This is a genomic window from Streptosporangium sp. NPDC004379 (assembly GCF_042873875.1).
In the GTDB taxonomy this organism is placed as follows: Bacteria; Actinomycetota; Actinomycetes; order Streptosporangiales; family Streptosporangiaceae; genus Streptosporangium.
The window spans coordinates 1-24,405 of sequence record NZ_JBIAMC010000023.1 but is presented as its reverse complement, the minus strand read 5'-3'; the positions used below and the strand labels follow the sequence as shown (position 1 = coordinate 24,405).

Below are 24,405 nucleotides of genomic sequence, written 5' to 3'. Positions count from 1 at the left end.
CCGTGCGGATCACCCTGACGGTGAACGGAGACCGCGTCGAGCTGGACGTCCCGCCGAACGTCCTCCTCGTGGACCTGCTCCGCGACACCTGCGACCTCACCGGCGCGAAGGTCGGCTGCGACACCGGCCAGTGCGGCACCTGCGTCGTACGACTCGGCGACCGCTCGGTCAAGAGCTGCCAGATGCTGGCCGTACAGGCCGACGGGACCGAGGTCACCACGGTCGAGGGCCTCTCCGAGGGCGGCGAGCTGACCCCTCTTCAGGAGGCCCTGTGGGAGGAGCACGGAGCGCAGTGCGGCTTCTGCGTCCCCGGCATGGTCATGTCCCTGACCGACCTCCTCGAACACGACTCCGCACCGGACGAGCAGGCGATCCGCGCCGGGATCGCGGGGAACCTCTGCAGGTGCACCGGGTACGGCGCCGTCGTGCGCGCCGTACAGAAGGTGAAGGACAAGTCATGACCACCGAGACGTTCGGCGCGGGCCTCAAGGACCGCGACGTCCCCGCGATGCTCCGGGGCGACACGACGTTCACCTCCGACCTCCGCCTCCCCGGCATGCTGCACATGGAGTTCGTGCGCAGCGAGCACGGCCACGCGCGGATCGACGGGATCGACACCGCCGGGGCCAGGGAGATGCCCGGCGTCGTCACCGTCGTCACCGGCGAGGACCTCGCCGGCAAGCTCATGCCGATGCCGTGCATCTGGATCCCCGGCGGCGTGGAGAGCCACTTCCCGCCCCACCCGTACGGCGTGCCCGGCGCCGGCCCCGTCCTCGCCGAGGGCGTGGTGCGGTTCATCGGCGAGCCCGTCGCCGCCGTCGTCGCCGAGACCGCCGAGCAGGCCAGGGCCGCCGCGCGGAAGGTCGCCGTCGCCTACACGCCCCTGACGGCGGTCACCACGCCGCGGCAGGCGCTCGCCGAGGGCGCCCCGCAGCTCCACGACACCGTGCCCGGCAACCTCAACGCCCTGTGGACCTGCGGCGACGCCGAGCGCACCGACGCGGCCATCGCCGAGGCCGAGGTCGTCGTCGAACTCGACCTGTACAACCAGCGGACGATCAACAACCCGATCGAGCCCCGCGCCGCCGTCGGCGACTACGACCCGGTCAAGGACGAGTACACCCTCTACGCCACCACCCAGTCGCCGCACAACCACCGCTTCCTGCTGTCCGCGCTGGTCCTCGGCATCCCGTTCAACAAGCTCCGCGTCATCGCCCCGCCCATCGGCGGCAGCTTCGGCACCAAGGGCTACCTCTACCCCGACATGCCGCTGGTGCTCTTCCTCGCCCGCACGCTGGGCCGGCCCGTGCGGTGGGCCGACACCCGCGAGGGCCTGATGCGCTCCACCGTCCAGGGCCGCGACCACCTCCAGCACGTCACCCTCGCCGGGACCCGCGACGGCCGGATCACGGCGCTGCGCTGCACCAGCTACGCCAACCTCGGCGCCTACCCCTCCACCATCGGCCCCGGCGTCGCCACCGCGCTGATGGGCCGCAGCGTCACCGGCCCCTACGCCATCCCGAACGCCTTCTGCGAGGTCCACGCGGTCTTCACCAACACGGTCCCGCTGGGCGCGCAGCGCGGCTCGGGCCGCGCCGAGGCGACCACGATCACCGAACGGGTCCTCGACCTGTACGCCAAGGAGATCGGCGCCGACCCCGCCGACATCCGGCTGCGCAACATGGTCCCGCCGGACCGGTTCCCCTACGACAACGGCCTGGGCTGGACCTACGACTCCGGCGACTACCCCACCGCGCTGCGCCGCGCCCTGGAGCTCGCCGACTACTCCAAGCTGGAGGTCCTCCGGCGCGAGGCGCGCGACCGCGGCAAGCTGCTCGGGGTCGGCATCGGCTCCTTCGTGGCGATCTGCGGCGTCGGCCCCTCCACCCGGATGCAGGCCGAGGGCATGCTCGGCGGCACCTGGGAGAGCGCGAACATCCGCGTCCACCCCAACGGCGAGGTCGCGGCCACCATCGGGTCCACCTCCACCGGGCAGAGCCACACCACGACCTTCGCGCAGATCGTCGCCTCCGAGCTGGGCATCGACCCGTCCGCGGTCACGGTCTTCCAGGCCGACACCCAGAAGGCCCCGTACGGCCAGGGCACCTACGGCAGCCGCTCCTACAGCGTCGGCGGCCCCGCCCTCGCCCTGGCGGCCCGGCAGGTCATCGCCAAGATGAGGACGGCCGCCGCCCACTTCCTCGGCGTGCCCGAGGACCAGGTCGAGTACGCCGATGGAACGTTCTCCGTACCCGGCAGGGAAGGGGCGTCGAAGACCTTCCAGGACATGGCCATGGCGCTGTGGTACGGCTGGAGCCTGCCCGCCGGCATGGAGCCCACCCTCGACGTCACCACCTTCTTCGACCCACCGGACTTCAACTACCCGTACGGCTCGCACCTGGCCGTCGTCGAGATCGACGAGACCACCGGCGAGGTGGAGATCGTCCGCTACGTCGCCGTCCACGACGTCGGCCCCATCGGCAACCCGCTGGTGGTGAACGGCCAGTTCGAGGGCAGCATCGCGCACGGCCTCGGCCAGGCCCTGATGGAGCGGGCCCGCTACGACGAGACGGGCGCCCTGCTGACCGCCGACCTGACCACCTACGCCATGCCCCGCGCCCATGACATCCCGCGGTTCGTCATGGACACCACGGAGACGCCGTCGCCGCACAACCCGCTCGGCGTCAAGGGCGCCGGCGAGATCGCGACGGTGCCGGTGACCGCGGCCGTGGCCAACGCCGTGTGCGACGCGCTGCGCGAGGTCGGCGTCCGGCACCTCGACATGCCGTACACCCCCGAGAAGATCTGGCGGGCCATCCGAGAGGCCAAGGGTTGATCATGGAGTTGCTGGACTACACGGCGCCGGCCACCCTCGACGAGGCGCTGGAGGCCCTGCGCGCCACCCCCGGCGCCCGCCCCATGGGCGGCGGGCACCGGCTGATCCTCGACATGAAGCGGCGGGCCCGGCGGATCCCGCTGCTGGTCGACCTCGGACGGCTGGACGAGCTGCGGGGCGTGCGCCGCGGCCCGGACGGCGGACTGGAGATCGGCTCCACGACCACCATCACCGACCTGGTCGCCGACCCGCTGGTGCGCGGCTCCCACGCCGGGGGACTGCTCGTGGACGCCGCGGCGGCGATGCCGGACGCCCAGGTCAGGAACCGGGCGACGGTGGGCGGCGCGGTGGTCGCCGGGGCCGACGTCGCCGCGGCGCTCATCGCCCTGGAGGCCGGGCTGCACCTGCGCGGCGGGGGCGCGCGGTCCCGCCGCGTCTCCGTCGAGCGGTTCCTCGCCGGTGAGGGACCCGCGGGCGACGAGGTGATCGTCGCCGTGGAGATCCCCGCGACGACGGCCCGGGGCGCCTACGAGAGGCTGGCCGAGCCCGCGGCGCTCTCCTCGCTCTGCGGCGTGGCGGTCAGCCTGACCTTCCGCCCCGGCGGCGCGGTCGGCGCCTGCCGGGTGGCCGTCTGCGGCGGGCCCGGCCCGGCCCGCCGGGTCCCCGAGCTGGAGGACGCCGCGGCGGCCGCCTCCGGGAACGGCTCCGAGCCCCGGCTCGACGGCGTCTTCGAGTCCGACGACGTCGCCTCGGGCGAGTACCGGGCCCACCTGGCCAGGGTGCTCGCCCGGCGGGCCGTCGCCCGCGCCCGCGACCGGGACCCGGCCTGACCTGCCGCCCCGGCGCATTCCCCCGCGTCCCCGGCGCGGCTCCCGTCCCGAGCGGCCATCCCGGCACCACCCCCCGCGTCCCCGGTACGGCCCGGCCGGGGACGCGGGACGGAACCGGGCCGCTCCGCATCCCACCGGAGGTTCGAAGATGATCGTCGAGTACATCCGCTACCGCGTCCCCGACCCCGGGGAGTTCGAGGCGGCCTACCAGCGGGCGGTCGTGCCGCTGGGCAAGTCGCCCTGGTGCCTGGACTACGAGCTGTCGAAGTGCACCGAGGCGGCGGACGCCTACATCCTTCGCATCGTCTGGACCTCGGAGGAGGACCACCTGCGGGGCTTCCGCGGGAGCGAGTTCTTCGGGGAGTTCTTCGCCGAGATCCGGCCCTACGTGTCGGACATCGAGGAGATGCGCCACTACCGGCCGGTGATCACGAAGACGTGACCCACGGGGCCCGCCCCGGCCGCCGCAGCCGCGCGGTCACCGAAGCCGTCCGGCCGCCCGGCTGCCCGGCTGCCCGGCCGCCCGGCCCGGCCGGTCACCGGGCCCGGCCGGGCCTCCGCGACGCCCGCGGGACCGCCCGTCCCCGGGGCCGCCCGGTCACGGCGCGGTGCGGCCGGCGGACGGCCGTCCGGTCCAGGCGGACGACCTGCCGCTGCCGCTGGACGGAGCGGATCTCGCCCCCGGCGTGTTCCCGCTGCCCGCCGCTCTGTCCGCCGGTCTGTTCCGCCGGTGACCGGCCGTCGCCCTCCGCCGTCTTCCCGGCGCCGGGCCGCGGCCTCCGATCCGTGCCGCGTCCCGGCGAGGCGGGCCGCGGCCTCCCACCCGGCGACTGCTCGCCCCGCACGGCGGAGGGAAGGGGAACGCACCCGATGCCCAGCCCGATGGGGTTGTCACCGACGTCGATGGTGGCGACCACGTCATTGTTCACGGAGTCGATCACCGAGACCGTGTCCGAGCCCTGGTTGGCGACGTAGATCCGGGTGGAGTTCGGGAGGATCGCGAGGCCGCGGGGCTCGTTCCCGACCTGGACGACGTTGATGGGGGTGAGCGTCTTGTTGTCGATCACCGACACGATGTTGAAGTAGGCGCTGCTGAAGTAGATGAAGTTCCCGTCGGGGGAGGAGATCGCCTGGCGGGGGGACTTCCCGGTGTCGAGCGTGGCGGCGACCGTGTCGGTCCTGGTGTCGATCACCGACATGGTGCTGGAACGGAGGTTGGTGACGTAGAGGAACCTGCCGTCCGGGGTGAGCGCCAGCCCGAACGGCTCCTGCCCGACGGGGATGGGGACGGCCTTGGTGACCCTGTTCGTGGCGGTGTCGATCACGAACACCGTGTTGGCGACGGCGTCGCTGGTGTAGACGCGCCTCCCGTCGGGGGTGATCGCCATTCCTATGGGCGCCAGGCCGGTGGGGACGGTGGCGACGACCTTCCCGGAGATGACGTCGATCACCGAGACGGTGCCGGTGCCGAAGTTGGCGACGTAGGCGCGGGAGCCGTCGGGGGTTATCTCCACCGCTATGGGCGTGGCGCCGACGGTGATGGGTTTGATGACGGTTCCGTCGACGGTGTCGATCACCGACATGGTGCCCGCGCCGAAGTTGGCGACGTAGGCGCGGGTGCCGTCGGGCGTGACCTTCACCGCGCTGGGGCCGAGACCCACGGGGATGGTCCTGATGACGCGGCTGGTGGCGGTGTCGATCACCGAGACGGTGTTGGAGCCGAAGTTGGTGACGAAGGCGCGGATCCGGCAGTTCCCCGCCGCGACGGGGCCGGGCACAGGGGAGCCGGGTGCGGCTGGGTCGGGTGCGACAACGGCGCCGGGCACGGGCGAGACCGGGCCGGATGCGGTTGGGACGGGGCCGAACGCGGCGGAGGCGGGCGCGGCGGGCGCGGAGACCGTGACCGTCGTGGCCGTCACGGTCGCGGCGAGCATGGCGAGGACCCGGCGGCCGTTCCCCGGCCGCCGGGCCGCACGTCGTCTTACCCACCGGTGCGGCGCCGAAGCCGCCGCGTCGATGCCCCCCACCGGACCTTTGTACGGAGGACGCCGTCCCGGGACGGGGGCGACACGCGGGCCGGTGACGTTCCGGTGACGGGCTTTCCCATCCCATCACCCGGCTCACCAGGGATCGCCTCGCGTCTTTATGTCATGACATATGTACGTCCTATTGATTTGAAGTAAATCTGTCGTTACCTTCATGGGCAAGAACATCCCCCAACCGAGGAGGCGCGATGCGTCCCCTGTCCAGGCTTCTTCTGGCGGCCCTCACCTGTTCGCTGGCGGGAGGGCTGGCGATGCCCGCGTCCGGCCGGGCCGTCCCATCCGTGGCAGCCAAGGTGGAGACCCCCGCCCTGTACGACGACGAGGCGGGCGGCGAGGCCAACGGCGACGACCCCGCGATCTGGGTCGACCCCTCCGACGACGAAGACAGCGTTGTGATCGCCACCGCCAAGAAGGCCGGACTCCTCGTCTACGACCTCGACGGGCGGCAGCTGCAGCACATTCCCGCGCCCGCGGCCCCGGGGCCCGACGACGAGGCCGGGCGGTTCAACAACGTCGACGTCACCTACGGCTTCGGCGGGCGGGACCTGGCCGTCGTCTCCGACCGCGGCCAGGACAGACTCCGGATCTACGCCATCTCGGACGGCCGGCTCACCGACGTGACCGACCCGGCCGCGCCGTTCGTGTTCAACGCCACCCAGCAGCAGGTCAACGACGCCGAGACCGCCTACGGCCTGACCACCTGGAAGGACTCGACCGGCACCTACGCGCTGGTCAGCCGCCGCCACAAGACCTCGGTCGGCCTGGTCAAGCTCATCTCCAAGCCGGGCGGCAAGATCGGATACCAGCTCGTCAGGACGTTGGACCTCCCCGCGTCGTTCACCCTGCCGAACGGCCGGACGTGGACGCCCTGCCTGGAGCCCGGCGTGCAGCCGCAGGTCGAGGGCATGGTCGTGGACCAGGAGAAGGACGTTCTCTACGCGGCCCAGGAGGACGTCGGCATCTGGCGGATCCGGGCGGACCTCACCGGAACCCCCACACTGGTGGACAAGGTCCGGGAGTACGGCGTGCCGGGCACCTACGACCCGGTGACGGACGAGTGCACCCCCGGCGCGGACCCGGGCTACGGTGGCAAGCACCTGACCGCGGACGCCGAGGGACTCACGATCTACTACCGCGAGGACGGCAAGGGCTACCTGCTGGCCTCCAGCCAGGGCGACAGCACCTTCGCCGCCTACCGCAGGGAGGGGTCGAACGCCTACCTGGGGCAGTTCCGGGTCGGTGACCACGACGGCATCGACGGCGTCGAGCACAGCGACGGCTCGACCGTGCTGAACGTCCCGCTGGGGGACTTCGACGAGGGGCTCTTCGTCGCGCACGACGGCGAGAACACGCCGGCCGAGCCGGGCCGGGAGATCACGAACTTCAAGTTCACCGCCTGGGAGGACATCGCCGAACCGCTCGACCTGGACGTGGACACCGACGGCTGGGACCCGCGTGACTGAGTGACCTGAGGGACGAAGGCCCCCGGCGCCCTGGTGCCGGGGGCCTTCGCGTGCCCGCCCCGGTTCAGGGCCGTACGCCGGGAGACCGGAGCCGTACGGCCCGGAGCCGGGGCGGAGGCCGGGAGGTCAGGGCTGGGCGCCGGGAGGTTCGCCGGACGCCGGAGGTCCGTCCGAGGCCGGGATCGGACGCCAAGAGGTCCGAGGCCGGGGCCGGGGCCGGACGCCAAGAGGTCCGAGGCCGGGGCCGGACGCCAAGAGGGGAGCACCCCCATCGGGGTGCTCCCCTCGCGCGTGCGCCGCCCGCCGGCGGATCAGCCGTGGTTGACCCGCCAGAAGTCGGAGATGGCCTGGCGGCCGCGCAGGTCACCGAGGAGCGCGGCGGGATCGGTGTGGAAGAGCTGTCCCTGCCAGTCGGGCAGACCGGGCGGGACGACCAGCGGCTTGACCGTGCTGTTGCCGGAGACGCCGCCCTCGCCGATCTCGTGCTTGACGCCCTCCTCGGTCATGATGAAGTGGACGTACAGCTTGGCCGCGTTGGGATGCTTGCTCTTGGTGGCGATCCCGACGAACTTGGGATAGCTGAAGCCCGCGAACGGCGCCATGCCCTCGCACGTCTTCTGGGCGTACCCCTTGTCCTCGTTGTTGCGGAACTTGGAGATCGACATGAAGCCGATCTTCTTGTCGGTGGCGTTGGGCGCGCCCACCGCTCCGGAGATGTCCTCGTCGGAGCCGGTCAGCACCGGCCGGTTGGCCGCCATCCGCTTGATCCACTCGTGGGCGGCGCTCTTCTCCTTGATCTCCAGGGGCTTGCCGTACTTCGCCTGGTACGCCTCCTGCAGCGCCTGGTTGCCGTGCGCGTCCAGCTGGGTGAAGAACGACAACACGGTGGGCTTGCCCAGGGGGTCCTGCATCACCAGCTTGCCGGCCCACTCCGGCTCGGTCAGGTCCCACACGTTCTTCACCGGGCATCCCTCAGGCGAGAGCTTGGGGTTGTAGGCGAAGACCGTCGCCTTGGAGAGGGCGAGCAGCGGATTCCGGCTCTCGGCCGGGATCTGTTCCTTCAGGTCGGCGGGCACCCAGGTCCGCGCCACGCCCTGCGGGATCAGCTGGCCCACCAGGACCCCGCCGTCCTCGTACATCGCCGCGTCGATCGTGACGTTGTCCGCGGCGTGCTCTCTGATCATCTTCTCGGCGGTCTGCGGGGTGTCGGACTTGACCCCCTCCATGGTGATGCCGTACTTCGCGGTGAACGCCTTGGCCACCTCTTCGATGTCACCACTGGAGTCGTAGACCAGCAGGCTGCCTTCCTTCTTGGCGGCGGCGACCAGGGCGTCCAGGTCGAGGGTCGCGTCCATCGAGGCCGCGGGAAGCGGCTGGGCGGCCGTCGCCGCCGCCGACGGGGCGTCGGTGGCGGTGGAGGGGGCGCAGGCCGCGACGGCCAGCGCCAGCAGTGCCATGGGCACGATCTTCCGGGTACGCCTCAAGTGGCGTCACTCCTCTTGCCTCTCGGGGTGATGGGCGCCGCCCAGAGCCCCCGATCCGGCGCCGCGGTTGCTCAACGATGAACGTCATGTGAATATTTTGTCAAGACATACTTACTTGCCTGCGGTATCCGGAACACTTCCGTAACCAGGCGAGGCCGGACGGTTTGACCGTTGGTCAGGACATTCTGATGTCAGTTACCGTTTTCCTGTGACTGTGACGAGATTGGACATCGACCTCGATCGATCGAGCCCCGTTCCGCTCTACTTCCAGATGGCCGAGCGGATCGCGGAGGCCATCCAGAACGGCGAGCTGTCCCCGGGCACCCGGCTCGACAACGAGGTGCAGCTCGCCGACCAGCTGGGACTGTCGCGCCCCACCGTCCGCCAGGCCATCCAGTACCTCGTGGACCAGGGGCTGCTGGTCCGCAAGCGCGGCGTCGGCACCCAGGTCGTGCACGGGCAGGTGAAGCGGGCGGTCGAGCTCACCAGCCTCTACGACGACCTCCGCCGTGCCGGTCAGCAGCCGGAGACCCGGGTGCTGTCGATCGACACGGTCCCGGCGGAGGAGGACATCGCCGGCGTCCTCGGCGTCGCGCCGGGCACTCCGGTGCTCCGGCTGGAGCGGCTCAGATACGCCTCGGGGGAGCCGCTGGCCCTGCTGCACAACTGGCTGCCGGCCGGTGCGGCGTCCCTGACCGCCGAGGCGCTCCAGTCGAGGGGGCTCTACGAACTGCTGCGCTCGGCCGGCGTCCGGATGAGGGTCGCCAACCAGCGGATCGGCGCCCGTGCCGCCACCCCGGCCGAGGCCCGCCTGCTGGAGGAGCGCCGCGGCTGCCCCCTGCTGACGATGGTCCGCACGACCTACGACGACCAGGGCCGGGCCGTGGAGCACGGCTCGCACGTCTACCGGGCCTCCCACTACGCGCTGGAGGTCACGCTCGTAGAGCGCTGAGGGCGCTGAGGGCACCGGGGCGCGGGGCGCCGGGGACGGCCGGGCGGGGCGCCGGCCGTGTGGCGCCCAGTGGCTCTGCCAGATGTCAGTTCATCCGAATGTCAGGACAAACTATTGACTAGCTCTTGATGGTCCTTTAGAAATGGAGTCCCCTGGACGAGGAGCCATCATGCGTGTGGGTTTGCTGGGCCTTGGTCGGATAGGCCTCTTCCATGCCACCACCCTCTCGACGCTCGCCGACGAACTCGTCGTCTCCGACGTCGACCGGGCCAGAGCCGAGGATGTGGCGGCGCGGCTCGGGGCCCGGGTCGGCGATCCCTTCGACGCGGACGCGGTGGTGATCGCCACCCCGACGTCGACTCACGCGGAGGCGCTGCTCCGGGCGTGCGAGCTGGGAGTGCCGGCGTTCTGCGAGAAACCCGTGGCGCCCGGTGTGGCGGAGACCCTGCGGGTGGTCGAGGCCGTCGAACGCAGCGGCACCCTCGTGCACATCGGATTCCAGCGGCGTTTCGACGCGGGCTACGCCGCCGCGCGCGAGGCGCTGCACGGCGGTGAACTGGGTGAGGCGCACCGCGTCCACCTGGTGACCGCCGACCCCGCGCCGCCGCCCGCCGAATACGTCGCGCTCTCCGGCGGCATCTTCCGCGACTGCCACATCCACGACTTCGACATCCTGCGCTGGGTCACCGGACGCGAGGTGGACGTCGTCTACGCGACGGGCGCCAACCGGGGTGAGGACTTCTTCGCCGAGGCCGGTGACGTCGACACCAGCTCCGCGCTGATGACCATGGACGACGGCACGCTGGTCACCCTGCAGGGCTCACGCCACAACGGCGCCGGATACGACGTGCGGATGGAGATCGCCGGCACCCTCGCGACCTGGGCGGTCGGGCTCGGCGATCGGGCCCCGCTGCGCTCGGTCGAGGGCCTGACCCCGGGCGGCGAGCCGTGGCCGGACTTCCTCACCAGGTTCGACGCGGCCTACGTCGCGGAGATGGAGGCGTTCCTGGCGGCGGTGCGCGGTGAGCGCGAGAGCCCCTGCACGGTCCAGGACGCCCTGGCCGCCCTGTACATCGCCGAGGCGGCGGATCTGTCCCGCCGTACCGATAATCCGGTTCGTCTTCTGGAGGTTGCCAAGTGAGGATCGCCGCCGCCCCCATCTCCTGGGGTGTGTGCGAGGTGCCCGGCTGGGGCCTCCAGCTCACCCCGGACCGAGTCCTGGCGGAGATGGCCGAGCTGGGCCTGACCGCGACCGAACTGGGCCCCGACGGGTTCCTGCCCCCGGAACCGGAGGACCGCGCCCGGCTGCTCGACCGGTACGGCCTGCGGGCGATCGGCGGATTCGTTCCCGTCGTCCTGCACGATCCCGGCCGGGACCCGCTCGCGGAGCTGCCGGCCGTACTGGACTCCTTCCCGGCGGACGCGGTGGTCGTCCTGGCCGCCGCCACCGGCGCCGACGGCTACGACGCCCGCCCCGTCCTGGACGCCGAGGGCTGGCGGACGCTTCTGGGCAACCTGGACCGGATCCACCGCGAGACGTCCCGGCCGGTCACCCTGCACCCGCACGTCGGGACCATGGTGGAGACCCGCGCGGAGGTGGACCGGGTGCTGGACGGCAGCGGGGTCCCCCTCTGCCTGGACACCGGTCATCTCCTGGCCGGTGGGACCGACCCGCTGGACGTCGTCCGCCGGGCCCCCGAGCGGATCGCCCACGTCCACCTCAAGGACGTCGACGCCGCGCTCGCCGGGCGGGTCCGGGCCGGGGAGATCACCTACACCGAGGCGGTGCGGGCGGGGATCTACCGCCCGCTCGGCCGGGGGGACGTCGACGTCACCGGCATCGTCACCGGCCTGACCGCGGCCGGATACGCCGGCTGGTACGTCATGGAGCAGGACGTCGTCCTCGCCTCCGAGGACGCGGACCCGGCCGGCGACGTCCGCGCGAGCCTGGCCTTCCTGCGGGGGATCACCGCATGAGCGCCCCCGCGCACGGGCCCGGTACACCGGCCCCCGCCTTCGAGGTGCTGACCATGGGACGGGTCGGGGTGGACATCTACCCGCTGCGGGTGGGCGTGCCGCTGCGGAAGGTCACGTCCTTCGGCAGGTACCTCGGCGGCAGCCCCACCAACGTGGCCGTGGCCGCGGCCCGGCTGGGCCGCTCCAGCGCGGTGATCACCCGCACCGGGGCCGACCCGTTCGGGGAGTTCGTCCACGACGCGCTGGCCGAGTACGGCGTCGACGACCGCTACGTCACGGCGGTGCCGCACCTGCCGACCCCGGTGACGTTCTGCGAGATCCGCCCGCCGGACGACTTCCCGCTCTACTTCTACCGCTACCCCAAGGCCCCCGACCTGGAGATCCTCCCGGAGGAGCTCGACCTGCCCGCGGTCACCGCGTCGGCGCTGTTCTGGACGACCGTGACCGGGCTGTCGGCCGAGCCGTCGCTCGGCGCGCACCTGGCCGCCTGGCGGGCGCGAGGCCGGGCCCGGCACACCGTGCTCGACCTCGACTACCGGCCGATGTTCTGGCCGGACGCGGAGACCGCCCGGGAACGGGTGCGCGCGGCACTGGGGCAGGTGACCGTCGCGGTCGGCAACCTGGACGAGGCCGAGGTCGCCACCGGCACGCGCGATCCCCGCGCGGCCGGCCGGGCGCTGCTGGACGCGGGGGTGGAGTTGGCGATCATCAAGCAGGGAGCGGCCGGGGTGCTGGGCATGACCGCCGGCACGACGGTGGAGATACCGCCCGTCGAGGTCGAGGTGGTCAACGGGCTGGGGGCGGGCGACGCCTTCGGCGGCGCCCTCTGCCACGGTCTGCTGGCGGGCTGGCCGCTCGCGCGGACGCTGCGCTTCGCCAACGCGGCCGGGGCGATCGTGGCCGGACGGCTGGCGTGCGCCCCCGCGATGCCCACGGTGGAGGAGATCGAGGCCGTCCTGGCGGGCGGATCCCCGGAGCCGCTGGCCGGCTCCCTGCGAGGAGGCGTCGCGGATGCGTGAGGACCACTACCGCCGCCTGCGCGACGACCGGGCCTGGCACCCGGAGCGGGTGGCCGAGGCGGCCGCCGTGCGTCGGCGCAGACCGCTGCTGACCGACCGGGACCGCCTGCTGATCATCGCGGCCGACCACCCGGCCAGGGGGGCTCTCGGCGCGGCCGGCCACCCGATGGCCATGGAGAACCGGACCCTCCTGCTGGACCGGCTCATGACCGCGCTGGCGCGGCCGGGCGTGGACGGGTTGCTGGCCACCCCCGACATCGTCGAGGACCTGCTGCTGCTCGGCGCCCTCGACGAGAAGATCGTCATCGGTTCGATGAACCGGGGCGGTGTGCAGGGGGCGGCGTTCGAGTTCGACGACCGCTTCACCGCCTATGACGCCGACTCTCTCGTGGAGATGGGCCTCGACGGCGGCAAGATGCTCTGCCGGATCGCGTTGGAGGACGCCTCGACCGCGGCCACGCTGGCGAGCTGCGGGCAGGCCGTCACCCGGCTGGCCCGGAACGGCCTGATGGCGATGGTCGAACCGTTCTGGTCCAAGCGCGTCGAGGGCGTGGTGCGGCACGACCTGTCACCGGAGGCGATGATCCACGCCATCAGCGTCGGCCAGGGGCTCGGTGCGACCTCCGCCCGCACCTGGCTGAAACTTCCGGTCGTCGAGGACATGGAACGCGTCCTGGCCGCCACGACGCTGCCGGTCATGCTGCTCGGAGGCGACCCCGGGCCCGACCGGATGCTCGACACCTGGGACAAGGCGCTGCGCCTGCCCGGTGTGCGGGGCCTGGTCGTCGGCCGGGCACTGCTCTACCCGCCCGACGGCGACGTGGCGGCGGCCGTGGACGCCGCGGTGAGCCTTCTGGAGACGGCATGACGTACATCCCGAGCGGCTCCGCCGCCGCGCCCCCGTGGACGGTGGAGATCACTCCCCGGACGGCCGGCTGGACCTACGCGGGACTGCGGGTCGCCGATCTGACGGACGGTCCCGTGGAGTTCGACACCGGCGACGAGGAGATGCTGGTCCTGCCGCTGTCGGGTTCCTGCGAGGTCGTCGCCGCCGGCCGGAGGCTGTCACTGTCCGGGCGCACGTCGGTCTTCGACGGGGTGACCGACTTCGCCTACCTGCCGATCGGGACGTCCGTCCGGATCACCGGCTCGGGCCGTTTCGCGCTCCCCGCCGCCCGCGCCACCCGTTCCCTCCCGGTCCGGTACGGCGCGGCGCGCGACGTGCCCGTCGAGGTGCGCGGGGCCGGGCAGGCCACCCGCCAGGTCAACAACTTCTGCGCGCCCGACGCCTTCGAGTGCGACAGGCTGGTCGCGGTGGAGGTGCTGACCCCGGGCGGCAACTGGTCGTCCTACCCGCCGCACAAGCACGACACCGCCTCGGCGTGCGAGGCGGTGCTGGAGGAGATCTACTACTTCGAGGGCGGGCCCGGCTACCAGCGGGTCTACGGCGGTCACGAGACGCTGGCGGAGGTGGCGGGCGGGGACGTGGTGCTCGTGCCGCGCGGTTACCACGGCCCGTCGATGGCCGCCCCCGGCTACGACCTGTACTACCTCAACGTGCTGGCCGGCCCCGCGGAGAAGCGGACCATGGCCTGCGCCGACGATCCCCGGCACGCCTGGGTCCGCTCCTCCTGGGCCGAGCAGACGATCGACCCGCGCGTGGCGCGCCGCGTCACCGAGATCCGGAGCGGACTCACCGGAGGTACCCCATGAGGCTCACCACCGCGCAGGCGCTGGTGCGGTTCCTGGCCAGTCAGTGGTCCGAGCGCGACGGCTTCGAACAGCGCCTGGTCGCCGGATGCCTGGGCATCTTCGGCCACGGCAACGTGGCCGGCGTCGGCCAGGCCCTGGTCGAGCAGGGCGCCGGGGTCGGCGGCGCGCTGCCCTACTACCCGGCCCGTAACGAGCAGGCCATGGTGCACACCGCGGCCGGCTTCGCCCGCACCCGCAACCGGCTGTCCACCCTGGCCTGCACGACCTCGATCGGCCCCGGCGCGACCAACATGGTCACCGGCGCGGCGCTGGCCACGATCAACCGGCTGCCGGTGCTGCTGCTGCCCGGCGACGTCTTCGCCACCCGCGCCGCCGGCACGCTCCTGCAGGAGCTGGAGGACCCCCGCTGCCCGGACGCGTCGGTAAACGACGCCCTGCGGCCGGTGTCGCGGTTCTTCGCCCGGATCGACCGGCCCGAGCAGCTGCCCACGGCGCTCATGTCCGCGATGCGGGTGCTGACCGACCCCGCCGAGACCGGCGCGGTCACCCTGGCCCTGCCGCAGGACGTGCAGGCCGAGGCGTACGACTGGCCCGAGGAGCTGTTCGCCCGCCGGGTGTGGCACGTGGCGCGGCCGGTGCCCGAACCGGCCGCGCTGGCGCGGGCGCTGGAGATGCTGCGCCGCTCCCGGCGGCCGCTCGTCGTGGCCGGCGGCGGCGTCGCGCACAGCGGGGCGTGCGAGGCGCTGGCGGCGTTCGCCGCCCGGCACGGGGTGCCGGTGGCCGAGACCCAGGCGGGTAAGGGCGCGCTGCCGCACGACCACCCGTGCGCGGTCGGCGCGATCGGGCACACCGGCACCGCCGCGGCCAACGCCCTGGCCCGCGAGGCCGACCTGGTCATCGGGGTGGGCACCCGCTACACCGACTTCACCACCGCCTCGCGCACCCTGTTCGGCCGGGCGGCGTTCCTCAACGTCAACGTCACCGCCTTCGACGCCGCCAAGCACGCCGGGGAGATGCTGGTGGCCGACGCCCGCGAGGCGCTGGAGGCCCTGCGGCCGGACGGCTGGCGGGCCGAGGCCGGCTGGACCGACCGGGCGGCGGGCCTGGCCGACGACTGGCGGGCCGAGACCGACCGGATCTACGGCGGGACCGAGCTGACCCAGCCGGTGGTGCTCGGCGTGCTCAACGAGATCGCCGCGGACGGCGTGGTGGTCAACGCCGCCGGGTCGATGCCCGGCGACCTGCACAAGCTGTGGCGGGCCGCCGATCCGGGCCGCTACCACGTGGAGTACGGCTACTCCTGCATGGGATACGAGATCGCCGGCGGGCTGGGGGTGAAGCTGGCCGCGCCGGAGCGGGAGGTGTTCGTGCTGGTGGGCGACGGCTCCTACCTGATGATGTCCCAGGAGATCGTCACCGCGGTGCAGGAGGGCGTCAAGCTCGTCGTGGTCCTGGTGGACAACCGCGGCTTCGCCTCCATCGGGAACCTGTCGGAGGCGGTCGGCGCGCACCGGCTGGGCACCGCCCACCGGATGCGCGGCCCCGCCGGGGAGCTGGACGGCCCCTACCTGCCGGTCGATCTGGCGGCCAACGCCGCCAGCCTCGGCGCCGACGTGCTGCGCGCCACCGACCGGGAGTCGCTGCGCGAGGCGCTGCTCACGGCGCGGGCGGCCGGCCGGACCACCGTCGTGTACGTCGAGACGGTCCCCGGCCCGGCGCCGGAGACCACCGCCTGGTGGGACGTCCCGATCGCCGAGGTGTCGCGGGACCCGGTGACCCGGGCCGCGCGGGAGCGCTACGAGGACGCCAGACGCGACCGGCGCCCCTACCTGTGATGGGCTGGACGGCGGCGTTCGCCGCGACGGCGATCCTCTTCGTGCTGATCAGCGGGGCCAACGACGGGGCCACCCTGATCGGGCTGGGGCTGCGGTTCCCCCGCGCGCCGGGATGGGCGGTCACCGCGCTCCTCGCGGCGGTGCTGTTCGCCGGGCCGTACGTCATGGGCGTCGCGGTCGCGCGGACCTTCACCGGGAGGCTCACCGAGCTGGACGCCCCCGGCGGCGCGGCGGCGTTCCTGGCCGGAGTGGTGATCGCGGTGGCCGTGGTCGCCGTCCTGTCCGGCCGGGGACTGCCGACCAGCCTGACACTCGCGGTGATCGGCGGCATCACCGGGGCCGGGCTCGGCTCAGGACTGCCGGTGTCGTGGTCGGGGCTGGCCGCCGTGCTGGCGGTCGGGCTCGGCGCGCCCCTGGTCGGCCTGGTCCTGGGCTACGCGCTGGGGGCCGTCTCGCGCCGGGTGCCGTCCAGCGAGGGGATGCCCCGGCTCGTGCTCGCCGCCCACCTGCTGGCCTACGCGGCCCAGTGCGCCGCCTACGCGGTGAACGACGGCCAGAAGATGATCGCGGTGGTGAGTGTCGCGGTCCGCGTGGGCCACGACGGGCCGGGAGCGGTCGGGCCCGTCGAGGTCCCCCCGGCGTGGATGGCCGTCCTGGTGGCGCTGTTCCTCGCCGGCTCCCTGAGCAGCCTCACCCGCGTGGGGGAACGGCTGGGCCGCGGGCTGGTCATCACCCGGCCGCTGCACGTCGTCTCGGCCGAGGCGGCGGCCACCGGTGCCGTCCTGGGCAGCTCCGCCCTCGGCAGCCCGGTGAGCATGACCCAGTCCATCACCGCCGGAGTCATCGGCGTGGCGGCGAGCGAGGGAAGCAGGAGGGTGCGATGGCAGAGCGTGCTGGGCATGGGCACCGCGTGGCTGGTCACGCTCCCGGCGTCGATGACGCTGGGGTGCCTGGCCGGACTCGCGCTGAGGTTGCTGTGAGCGGCGCGGCCGGGCGAGCCCGGCGGTTCACCCGGGTCTGGGACGACCTGCGGGGCCGGTCGGGACGACGGGTGATGGACCTGGTCCGCAGGCAGATCGTCGTCGCGCGGACCGGGGCCGTGCTCGCCTGCTCGACGGCCTCCGGCGAGACCGACCGGTCCGCCGCGCGCACCCGGATGGCCGAGGTGGAGCACGAGGGCGACGCGGCACGGGCCGAGCTCATCCGGGCCCTGCGGCGGACCCTGGCCACCCCCATCGACCGGGAGGACCTGTTCCGGCTCTCCCGCTCGGTCGACGACGTCCTGGACCACCTGCGCGACTACGTGCGCGAGGCCGACCTGTTCGGCCCGGCGGACCTCTCCTTCGCGGCCGAACCGCTGCAGGCGGTGATCGGCGGACTCGACGAGCTGGACCGGGCCCTGCCCAAGGTGTTCGACGACCCCGGCTCGGTCACCGTGGCCGTGCTGGCCACGCGGAAGGCGTGCAACCGGGTCCGCCAGCTCTACCAGACCCGGCTCACCGAGCTGTTCGCCGGACCGCTGGAGATGGACACGCTACGTGAGCGTGAACTGCTCTCACGCCTGGACGCGGTGGGCCGGCGACTGGGCGAGTCCGCCGACGCGCTCGCCGACGCGATGCTCAAACGAAGTCACTGACCACGACAGACCCCGCCAAGGAGCGAAGTCCGCAAGACGGGCGGACCACACACCGCGGTGCCCCCCGTGACCCCCCGAAGGAAGTTTCCATGGCTGTTCTCACCAAGACAGAGCCGCCGCCCGCCCCGCCGAGACGGCGCAGGCTGGTGTACCGGCTCCGCGTACTGCGCCACGACCCCACCGCCGTGCTCGGCCTGATCCTCGTCATCCTGCTCGCCTACCTCGTGGTGGCGCCCCTGATCGCGGTGATCTCCGACGCCTTCCGCCTGCAGTACGGCGACGACGTGCACGCCGGGCAGCGGGCCGGCGAGTGGACCGGCTACTACCTGTGGCGGGTCTTCCGCTCCCAGATCAGCGGCCTGCTGTTCTGGGAGCCGCTGCTCAACACACTGGTCGTCGCGGTGGGCACCACGTTGTTCGCGCTGATCCTCGGCGGCGGCATGGCGTGGCTGGTGACGCGGACCAACGTGCCGGGCCGCAGATGGCTCGCCGGCGCGCTGGTGGTCCCCTACATGCTGCCGTCGTGGACCTTCTCCCTGGCCTGGCTGTCACTGTTCAAGAACGAGCGCGCCGGCGGACAGGTCGGCTTCCTGCAGGCACAGGGCGTCCACACACCCGACTGGCTCGCCTACGGCGCGCTGCCGATCATCGTCACGCTGGGGCTGCACTACTACCCGTTCGTGCTGCTCCTGGTCGGCAACGCGCTGCGCCGCATCGACGTGCAGCTGGAGGACTCCGCGAGGGTCCTCGGCGCCCCGCGGCGCGTCGTCATCCGGCGGATCGTGGTGCCGCTGATGCTCCCGGCGCTGTCCTCGGCCGTGCTGCTGGTGATCGGCCGGGTGCTCGGAACGTTCGGCACGCCGTACGTCCTGGGTCTGCCCGCCGACTACCGGGTGCTGTCCACCGGGCTCTTCCAGTCGATCCGGGATCGCAGCACCGGTGTGGCCTCCGTGATCGCCACCGTCATCGTGATCATCGGGGTGCTGATCGTCTTCACCGACATGCGGCTGATGCGGGAGCACCGCCGGTTCGTCACCGTGGGCGGCAAGGGGGCGATGGACCGGCTGAGCGACCTGCGTGGCCGGCGCTGGCCCGCCTTCGCGCTGGGCCTGTTGGTCTTCGTGGTGAGCGTGCTGGTGCCGGTGCTCACGCTGCTGCTGTCCACGGTCACCCGCACCCCGCTGGACCTGTCGACCTTCACCCTCGACTACTGGTTCGCCGAGCGGCTGCCCGGAGCGGTCGGCTTCCCGCACGGGGTCCTGCGCGGCTCCGAGCTGTGGGAGGCGGCCTGGAACTCGCTGCGCGTCGTCGGCCTGGCCTCGCTGGTCTGCGCGGTCGCCGGCCTGCTGGTCGGGTACGTCGTGGTGCGCGGGACGGCCCCACGGATCGCCGGTTTCCTGCGCCAGGTCTCCTTCCTGCCCTACCTCGTCCCCGGCATCGCGTTCGCCGCCGCCTCGCTGTCGCTGTTCGCCGTCGCCCGCGGTCCGGTCCCCGCGCTGTACGGCACGACGTTCCTGCTGATCCTGGTGATGGCCGTGACGCACCTGCCGTACAGCTCGCGCTCGGGCATCGCGGCGATGACGCAGCTCGGCCGGGAGCCCGAGGAGGCCGCGCAGATCGCCGGGGCGTCCTGGTGGCAGCGGATGCGCCGGATCGTCTTCCCGATCCAGAAGGGCGCCCTCGTCACCGGCGTCGTGCTGCCGTTCATCTCCGGACTCAAGGAGCTCAGCATTGTGATCATGCTCACCACCACGGGGACGCAGTTGCTGACGACGCTCTCGATCGGTCTCGTGGACTACGGATACACCCAGCTCGCCAACGCGGTCGTGCTCATGATCGCGTTGGTCTCCTTCACCATGACGTACCTGACCCAGCGCCTGACCAACAGCAGCCTGGCGTCCGGTCTAGGAGGATAGATGCCGGCCATCACGTTGCGCGGAGTCGCCAAGAGCTACGGCGGCGGCGACTACGCAGTGAAGAACCTCGACCTCACCGTCCCCGACGGCGCGTTCATGTGCCTGCTCGGCCCGTCCGGCTGCGGCAAGACCACCACGCTGCGGATGATCGCGGGACTCGAACAACCGACGTCGGGCACCATCGCCGTCGGCGACCGGGTCCTCGACTCCGTCGAACGCGGCCTCTACGTCCCCCCGGAGAAGCGCGGCATGGGGCTGGTCTTCCAGAACTACGCGCTCTGGCCGCACCTGTCGATCCGGGAGAACGTCGAGTTCGGCCTGCGCATGCGCAAGGTCCCCGCCGCCGAGCGGCGGTCGCGGGCCGAGGCGGCGCTGCGGATGGTCCACGTCGACGCCGCCATGGACCGCTACCCCTCCCAGCTCTCCGGCGGCCAGCAGCAGCGCGTCGCACTGGCCAGGATGCTGGCGGTCAACCCCTCGGTGCTGCTGCTCGACGAGCCGCTGTCCAACCTCGACGCCCGGCTCCGCCTGGAGATGCGCGCCGAGCTCAAACGCATCCACGAGGAGTCCGGCGCGACGATCGTCTTCGTCACCCACGACCAACTGGAGGCCCTCACCATGGCCACCGACATCGCCGTCATGAACGAGGGCGAGCTGCAGCAGCTCGCCGCCCCGATGGACATGTACGCCAGGCCGGCCAACCGGTTCGTCGCCGAGTTCGTCGGCAGCCCGCCGATGGCGATCGTCGACGCCGGCCCCTCGCCCACCGGGCTGGCCGCCTCCCTGCTGCGCTTCGCGGAGTCCCGGGGGACGCGGGTCCCGCCCGCCGCCGTCGGCATCCGGCCGGAGGCCCTGCGGCTGGACTCCCCACCCGACTCCGCCTGGCGGGAGGAGGCGCTGGTCGAGGCCGTGCTGCCGGCCGGCTCCTCCTGGACGGTACGGCTGCGCGTCATGGACACCGAGCTGTACGCGCTCTCCTACACCCCGGTCCAGGCCGTCCCCGGTGACGTGCTGACCTGCTGGACCGAGGAGATGCACCTGTTCGACGCGGACGGCGTGCGGATCCCCTTCCAGGACCCCGCCGAGGGTCCCTCCGGGGACTCTGCCGGGGACTCCTCCGCCGACAGGGTGGAGGCCGGCGCGTGATCCGGCCCAAAGCGCTGCTGCTGGACTTCGGCGGAGTGATCGTGGAGACCGCCAGGCGTCCCTCCTGGGCGGCCGAGCTCGCCGCGGAGGTGCACGAGATGCTCGGCCGGGCCGGCTTCACCGGCCTCCGCGCCGACGAGGTCGAAAGCGACATCAGAGCGGGCGCGCGCGCCGACTCCTACTGGAAGGACTCCACCTCCCGGCAGCTCGCGCCCCGGGAGATGACGCACCGCGGGTTCTGGGCCGACTACGTCGCGGCCGACTGGCCGGAGCAGGCCCGCGCGCTGGTGACGGCCGAGGCGACCCCGCTGTGCCGGCGGATGGGGGAGCTGCGCAGCGACCGGAAGATCCGCCCCGGCATGGAGGACCTCCTGGCCGCCTGCCGGGAGCACGACGTCCGGCCCGCGGTCGTCAGCAACGCGCTGTGCGGGACCGTCCACCGCGACTATCTGGCCGCAGGCGGTCTCGACCGCGAGATGGCCGTGCAGGTCTACAGCGACGAGGTCGGCGTCCGCAAACCCAACCCCGAGATGATCTGGATCGCCTGCCGGGCGCTGGGCGTCGACCCCGGGGACGTCTGGTACGTCGGTGACAACCACGACCGCGACGTCGTCTGCGGCGCCCGCGCCGGGGCGGGGGCCACCGTGCTGATGGTGTCCCGCAGCACGGAGGAGATCCCGTACCCGGTGCGGCAGCGTCCCCACGCCACCGTTGAGAACCCGTACGGCCTGCTGAGCCTCCTGGAGGAGACATGGACGTGAACACCTCGCGAGAGCTGGCCGCCATCGCGGTCGAGGCGGCCAGGGCGGTCGGCGACCGCCTCAGGGGCGCCTTCCGCTCCCGCCCCGAGGTGCGGACCAAGCGTGACTTCCACGACCCGGTGACCGAGCACGACAAGGCGGCCGAGGAGCACATCCGCGAGATCCTCGACCGGCGCTGCCCGGACAGCGTCGTGGTGGGCGAGGAGGGCGGGTCCCGGGGGGAGGGCGCGGTCAGCTGGTACGTCGACCCCATCGACGGCACCGCGAACTTCGCCGCCGGCCTGCCGTTCTTCTGCACCTCCATCGCGGCGGCCGTGGACGGCGAGGTGGTCGCGGGCGTCGTCTACGACCCGGTCCGCGACGACGAGTTCACCGCCTGGCTCGGCGGGGCCTTCTGCAACGGCGAGCCGATCCGCAGCTCCGGGGCGCGCACCGACCGGGAGGCGATGCTGCTGTCGAGCTACCCCAGCCCGCGCGACCTGGGATGGGAGGGGGACGCGGCGCTGCACCGCTTCGCCCGGATGGTCGGGGCCTTCGCCTCCACCCGCCGGCCGGGCAGCGCGGCGCTGAAGCTGGCGCACGTCGCCGCCGGATGGGCCGACGTCGCCTACGGCACGCACGTCAACGCCTGGGACGTGACGGCCGGGTCGCTGCTGGTCAGGCAGGCCGGGGGCGTCTACATCCCGCTGGCCGGCAGCGTCTTCGTCCCCGGCGGCTACCTCGCCTGCGTCGGCGGGTTCGACCTCGCCGGCTCGGTGATGGCCGAGGTCGCCCCGGAGGGGTGGGACGCGTGATCCGCTGGATCGTCACCGACCTGGACGGCACGCTCGTCGGGCGGGACCTGGCCATGGTGCCCGCCAGCCGGGACGCCCTGCGCCGCTTCCGCGAGGCGGGCGGAGAGGTGGTCATCGCGACCGGGCGGATGGAACGGTCGGCGCGCCGCTACTACGACGAGCTCGGCCTGGAAGGGGCCGCGATCCTCTACAACGGCGCGCGGACCGTGAACCTCGCCATGGGATCCGTGCTGCGCTCCCGCCACCTGCCGGAGACGGCCTGGAAGACGCTGCTCGGCATGTTCGGGGAGCTTCCCGAGGGCGTCCACCCGGTGGTGTTCTCCGGTGGTGAGGCGCTGGCCGTGCACGACGCGCCCGAGCTGCGCGACTTCGCCCGGCGGGACGGCATCACGCTGCGCGACCCCGGTGACTGGGCGGCGGTGCCGCCCGGCGGGGTCACCAAGTGCATGCTGATCGGTGACCGGCTGCCCGACTGGCGGATCGAGGGGACCGTCATGGTGCGGTCCGAGGCGACCTACCTGGAGGTGCTGCCGCCGGACGCGACCAAGGGAACCGCTCTGCGGGAGCTGGCCGCGGCCCGGGGCGTGCCGATGGCGCACATCGCGGCCGTCGGGGACAACCCCAACGACATCGACATGATCGCGGCGGCCGGGCTCGGGGCCGCGGTCGGTGACGGGCACCCCGACGTCCGGGCGGCGGCCGACGTCGTGGTCGGGGCGTGCGCGGACGGAGCCGTCGCCGAGGTGGTGGAGATGGCGCTCAGGGCCGGCGCGCGGCCCTGAGACCGGGCCCGGGGCGCCCGCCAACATCCGGCACCGGGGCGGCGGGCACCGTCAGGCCCCGGCACCCCCGGCACCGGGGCGGCGGGTACCGGCCGTCGCCCCGGCCCGGCACCTGGATTCGTCAACGTGGAGACCGGCGCGCCGCGGGCGCGCGGAGGACAGCGCGCCGTGGGCGCGCGGGAAGCGGGATCGTGAAGAACATCACCCACTGGATCGGTGGAGCCGCCGTCGAGGGCGGCGACGGCACCGCCGACGTCTTCGACCCGGCGACGGGGAAGGTCAGCGGACAGGTCCACCTGGCCGGGGCCGAGCAGGTGGACGCGGCCGTGGCCGCCGCGGCGGCGGCCTGGCCGGCGTGGCGGGACGCCTCCCTGGCCAAGCGGTCGCGGGTGCTGTTCCGCTTCCGTGAGCTGATGCACGCTCACCGCGACGAGCTCGCCCGGCTCGTCTCCGCCGAGCACGGCAAGGTCCACTCCGACGCCCTGGGCGAGGTGGCCCGCGGGCTGGAGGTCGTGGAGTTCGCCTGCGGCATCCCGCACCTGCTCAAGGGAGGCTTCTCCGAGGGCGTCTCCACCCGCGTCGACTCCTACTCCATCCGCCAGCCGCTGGGCGTGGTCGCCGGGATCACCCCGTTCAACTTCCCCGTCATGGTGCCGATGTGGATGTTCCCCATCGCGATCGCCTGCGGCAACACCTTCGTGCTCAAGCCGTCCGAGCGTGACCCGTCGGCGTCGCTGCTGATGGCCCGGCTGTGGCGCGAGGCGGGCCTGCCCGACGGCGTCTTCAACGTCGTCCAGGGCGGCAAGACCGCGGTGGACCGCCTGCTGGCCCACCCCGGCGTACGGGCCGTCTCCTTCGTCGGCTCCACCCCGATCGCCCGCCACGTCTACGAGACCGGGACCGCGCACGGCAAGCGCGTCCAGGCGCTCGGCGGCGCCAAGAACCACATGCTGGTGCTGCCCGACGCCGACCTGGACCTGGTGGCGGACTCGGCGGTGTCGGCGGGCTTCGGCTCGGCGGGCGAGCGCTGCATGGCGATCTCGGTCGTGCTGGCCGTGGACCCGGTGGGCGACGAACTGGTCAAGAAGATCACCTCCCGGGTCGCGGAGCTGACCGTCGGCCCCGGGGACGACCCGGCCTCCCAGATGGGGCCGCTGGTCACCGCCGCGCACCGCGACAAGGTCGCCTCCTACCTGGAGACGGGCACCTCCGAGGG

The 24,405-nt window shown here is 72.9% G+C and carries 22 protein-coding genes; 20 read left to right on the top strand and 2 right to left on the bottom strand.

All coding sequences use genetic code 11. The annotated features are described in order from the left end of the window. Positions 1-2: 2 nt before the first annotated feature. The 4 genes from ACFYSC_RS33595 (at position 3) to ACFYSC_RS33580 (ending at position 4,108) form a co-directional block, all read left to right on the top strand. Complete coding sequence (locus tag ACFYSC_RS33595; protein WP_362933811.1) at positions 3-461, top strand: (2Fe-2S)-binding protein; 459 nt, start codon at positions 3-5, stop codon at positions 459-461. Next, positions 458-2,836, top strand: a complete 2,379-nt coding sequence (locus ACFYSC_RS33590) for a xanthine dehydrogenase family protein molybdopterin-binding subunit (RefSeq protein ID WP_389969626.1) — start codon at positions 458-460, stop codon at positions 2,834-2,836. The genes ACFYSC_RS33595 and ACFYSC_RS33590 overlap by 4 nt, the downstream gene beginning before the upstream one ends. Before the next feature lie 2 nt (positions 2,837-2,838). Beyond that, the gene (locus tag ACFYSC_RS33585) at positions 2,839-3,666 is read left to right on the top strand and encodes an FAD binding domain-containing protein (protein ID WP_389969624.1); all 828 of its coding nucleotides are present in this window, start codon (positions 2,839-2,841) and stop codon (positions 3,664-3,666) included. A gap of 148 nt (positions 3,667-3,814) precedes the next feature. After that, a complete protein-coding gene (locus ACFYSC_RS33580) occupies positions 3,815-4,108 on the top strand; it encodes an antibiotic biosynthesis monooxygenase family protein (RefSeq protein WP_389969622.1) in 294 nt (97 codons plus the stop codon). 94 nt (positions 4,109-4,202) lie between these two features. Here the strand turns inward: ACFYSC_RS33580 and ACFYSC_RS33575 are convergent, their stop codons facing one another. Further along, positions 4,203-5,693 carry a beta-propeller fold lactonase family protein gene (locus ACFYSC_RS33575; RefSeq protein ID WP_389969620.1) on the bottom strand — a complete coding sequence of 497 codons (1,491 nt, stop codon included), beginning with the start codon at positions 5,691-5,693 and terminating at the stop codon, positions 4,203-4,205. A 206-nt stretch (positions 5,694-5,899) separates the two neighbouring features. On the opposite strand from ACFYSC_RS33575, the gene ACFYSC_RS33570 reads away from it, so the two are divergent. Beyond that, positions 5,900-7,174 carry a phytase gene (locus ACFYSC_RS33570; protein WP_389969618.1) on the top strand — a complete coding sequence of 425 codons (1,275 nt, stop codon included), beginning with the start codon at positions 5,900-5,902 and terminating at the stop codon, positions 7,172-7,174. A gap of 311 nt (positions 7,175-7,485) precedes the next feature. Here ACFYSC_RS33570 and ACFYSC_RS33565 read toward each other — a convergent pair whose 3' ends face one another. Continuing rightward, complete coding sequence (locus ACFYSC_RS33565) at positions 7,486-8,658, bottom strand: ABC transporter substrate-binding protein (protein ID WP_389969616.1); 1,173 nt, start codon at positions 8,656-8,658, stop codon at positions 7,486-7,488. 208 nt (positions 8,659-8,866) lie between these two features. Here ACFYSC_RS33565 and ACFYSC_RS33560 point away from each other — a divergent pair, with 208 nt between their 5' ends. The 15 genes from ACFYSC_RS33560 to mmsA form a co-directional block, all read left to right on the top strand. Then, the gene (locus ACFYSC_RS33560; RefSeq protein WP_389969614.1) at positions 8,867-9,610 is read left to right on the top strand and encodes a GntR family transcriptional regulator; all 744 of its coding nucleotides are present in this window, start codon (positions 8,867-8,869) and stop codon (positions 9,608-9,610) included. 169 nt (positions 9,611-9,779) lie between these two features. After that, on the top strand, positions 9,780-10,751 hold the full coding sequence (locus ACFYSC_RS33555; protein WP_389969612.1) for a Gfo/Idh/MocA family oxidoreductase: 972 nt from the start codon (positions 9,780-9,782) through the stop codon (positions 10,749-10,751). Beyond that, a complete protein-coding gene (locus tag ACFYSC_RS33550) occupies positions 10,748-11,587 on the top strand; it encodes a TIM barrel protein (RefSeq protein WP_389969610.1) in 840 nt (279 codons plus the stop codon). Before ACFYSC_RS33555 ends, ACFYSC_RS33550 begins: the two co-directional genes overlap by 4 nt. Next, on the top strand, positions 11,584-12,606 hold the full coding sequence (iolC, locus tag ACFYSC_RS33545) for a 5-dehydro-2-deoxygluconokinase (RefSeq protein ID WP_389969609.1): 1,023 nt from the start codon (positions 11,584-11,586) through the stop codon (positions 12,604-12,606). The genes ACFYSC_RS33550 and iolC overlap by 4 nt, the downstream gene beginning before the upstream one ends. Further along, complete coding sequence (locus ACFYSC_RS33540) at positions 12,599-13,474, top strand: deoxyribose-phosphate aldolase (RefSeq protein ID WP_389969607.1); 876 nt, start codon at positions 12,599-12,601, stop codon at positions 13,472-13,474. The genes iolC and ACFYSC_RS33540 overlap by 8 nt, the downstream gene beginning before the upstream one ends. Continuing rightward, a complete protein-coding gene (gene iolB / locus ACFYSC_RS33535; protein WP_389969605.1) occupies positions 13,471-14,319 on the top strand; it encodes a 5-deoxy-glucuronate isomerase in 849 nt (282 codons plus the stop codon). The genes ACFYSC_RS33540 and iolB overlap by 4 nt, the downstream gene beginning before the upstream one ends. Then, complete coding sequence (iolD, locus tag ACFYSC_RS33530) at positions 14,316-16,154, top strand: 3D-(3,5/4)-trihydroxycyclohexane-1,2-dione acylhydrolase (decyclizing) (protein ID WP_389969603.1); 1,839 nt, start codon at positions 14,316-14,318, stop codon at positions 16,152-16,154. Before iolB ends, iolD begins: the two co-directional genes overlap by 4 nt. Further along, entirely contained in the window at positions 16,154-17,134 is a 981-nt protein-coding gene (locus ACFYSC_RS33525; RefSeq protein WP_389969601.1) for an anion permease, read from the top strand. Before iolD ends, ACFYSC_RS33525 begins: the two co-directional genes overlap by 1 nt. Next, positions 17,131-17,790: a DUF47 domain-containing protein gene (locus ACFYSC_RS33520; RefSeq protein ID WP_389969599.1), complete on the top strand. Its 660-nt coding sequence runs from the start codon at positions 17,131-17,133 to the stop codon at positions 17,788-17,790. Before ACFYSC_RS33525 ends, ACFYSC_RS33520 begins: the two co-directional genes overlap by 4 nt. An 89-nt stretch (positions 17,791-17,879) precedes the next feature. Beyond that, positions 17,880-19,706 (top strand): ABC transporter permease, encoded by a 1,827-nt coding sequence (locus tag ACFYSC_RS33515; RefSeq protein WP_389969597.1) that lies wholly within the window; start codon positions 17,880-17,882, stop codon positions 19,704-19,706. Continuing rightward, a complete protein-coding gene (locus ACFYSC_RS33510; RefSeq protein ID WP_389969595.1) occupies positions 19,707-20,852 on the top strand; it encodes an ABC transporter ATP-binding protein in 1,146 nt (381 codons plus the stop codon). It begins immediately after the preceding gene. Beyond that, positions 20,849-21,613, top strand: coding sequence for an HAD family hydrolase (locus tag ACFYSC_RS33505; RefSeq protein WP_389969593.1), 765 nt, complete (start codon positions 20,849-20,851; stop codon positions 21,611-21,613). Before ACFYSC_RS33510 ends, ACFYSC_RS33505 begins: the two co-directional genes overlap by 4 nt. After that, positions 21,604-22,407 (top strand): inositol monophosphatase family protein, encoded by an 804-nt coding sequence (locus ACFYSC_RS33500; RefSeq protein ID WP_389969591.1) that lies wholly within the window; start codon positions 21,604-21,606, stop codon positions 22,405-22,407. The genes ACFYSC_RS33505 and ACFYSC_RS33500 overlap by 10 nt, the downstream gene beginning before the upstream one ends. After that, positions 22,404-23,189 (top strand): HAD family hydrolase, encoded by a 786-nt coding sequence (locus ACFYSC_RS33495; RefSeq protein ID WP_389969589.1) that lies wholly within the window; start codon positions 22,404-22,406, stop codon positions 23,187-23,189. Before ACFYSC_RS33500 ends, ACFYSC_RS33495 begins: the two co-directional genes overlap by 4 nt. A gap of 188 nt (positions 23,190-23,377) precedes the next feature. Further along, on the top strand, positions 23,378-24,405 hold a 1,028-nt coding region (gene mmsA / locus ACFYSC_RS33490), incomplete at its 3' end, for a CoA-acylating methylmalonate-semialdehyde dehydrogenase (RefSeq protein ID WP_389969753.1).

Bases quoted from the DNA above. Each gene is read 5' to 3' on its own strand.
- ACFYSC_RS33515 (WP_389969597.1), top strand. From the start codon at position 17,880: ATGGCTGTTCTCACCAAGACAGAGCCGCCGCCCGCCCCGCCGAGACGG.
- ACFYSC_RS33500 (WP_389969591.1), top strand. From the start codon at position 21,604: ATGGACGTGAACACCTCGCGAGAGCTGGCCGCCATCGCGGTCGAGGCG.
- ACFYSC_RS33555 (WP_389969612.1), top strand. From the start codon at position 9,780: ATGCGTGTGGGTTTGCTGGGCCTTGGTCGGATAGGCCTCTTCCATGCC.
- iolD (WP_389969603.1), top strand. From the start codon at position 14,316: ATGAGGCTCACCACCGCGCAGGCGCTGGTGCGGTTCCTGGCCAGTCAG.
- iolB (WP_389969605.1), top strand. From the start codon at position 13,471: ATGACGTACATCCCGAGCGGCTCCGCCGCCGCGCCCCCGTGGACGGTG.
- ACFYSC_RS33540 (WP_389969607.1), top strand. From the start codon at position 12,599: ATGCGTGAGGACCACTACCGCCGCCTGCGCGACGACCGGGCCTGGCAC.
- ACFYSC_RS33570 (WP_389969618.1), top strand. From the start codon at position 5,900: ATGCGTCCCCTGTCCAGGCTTCTTCTGGCGGCCCTCACCTGTTCGCTG.
- iolC (WP_389969609.1), top strand. From the start codon at position 11,584: ATGAGCGCCCCCGCGCACGGGCCCGGTACACCGGCCCCCGCCTTCGAG.
- ACFYSC_RS33510 (WP_389969595.1), top strand. From the start codon at position 19,707: ATGCCGGCCATCACGTTGCGCGGAGTCGCCAAGAGCTACGGCGGCGGC.
- ACFYSC_RS33590 (WP_389969626.1), top strand. From the start codon at position 458: ATGACCACCGAGACGTTCGGCGCGGGCCTCAAGGACCGCGACGTCCCC.
- ACFYSC_RS33525 (WP_389969601.1), top strand. From the start codon at position 16,154: ATGGGCTGGACGGCGGCGTTCGCCGCGACGGCGATCCTCTTCGTGCTG.
- ACFYSC_RS33580 (WP_389969622.1), top strand. From the start codon at position 3,815: ATGATCGTCGAGTACATCCGCTACCGCGTCCCCGACCCCGGGGAGTTC.
- ACFYSC_RS33585 (WP_389969624.1), top strand. From the start codon at position 2,839: ATGGAGTTGCTGGACTACACGGCGCCGGCCACCCTCGACGAGGCGCTG.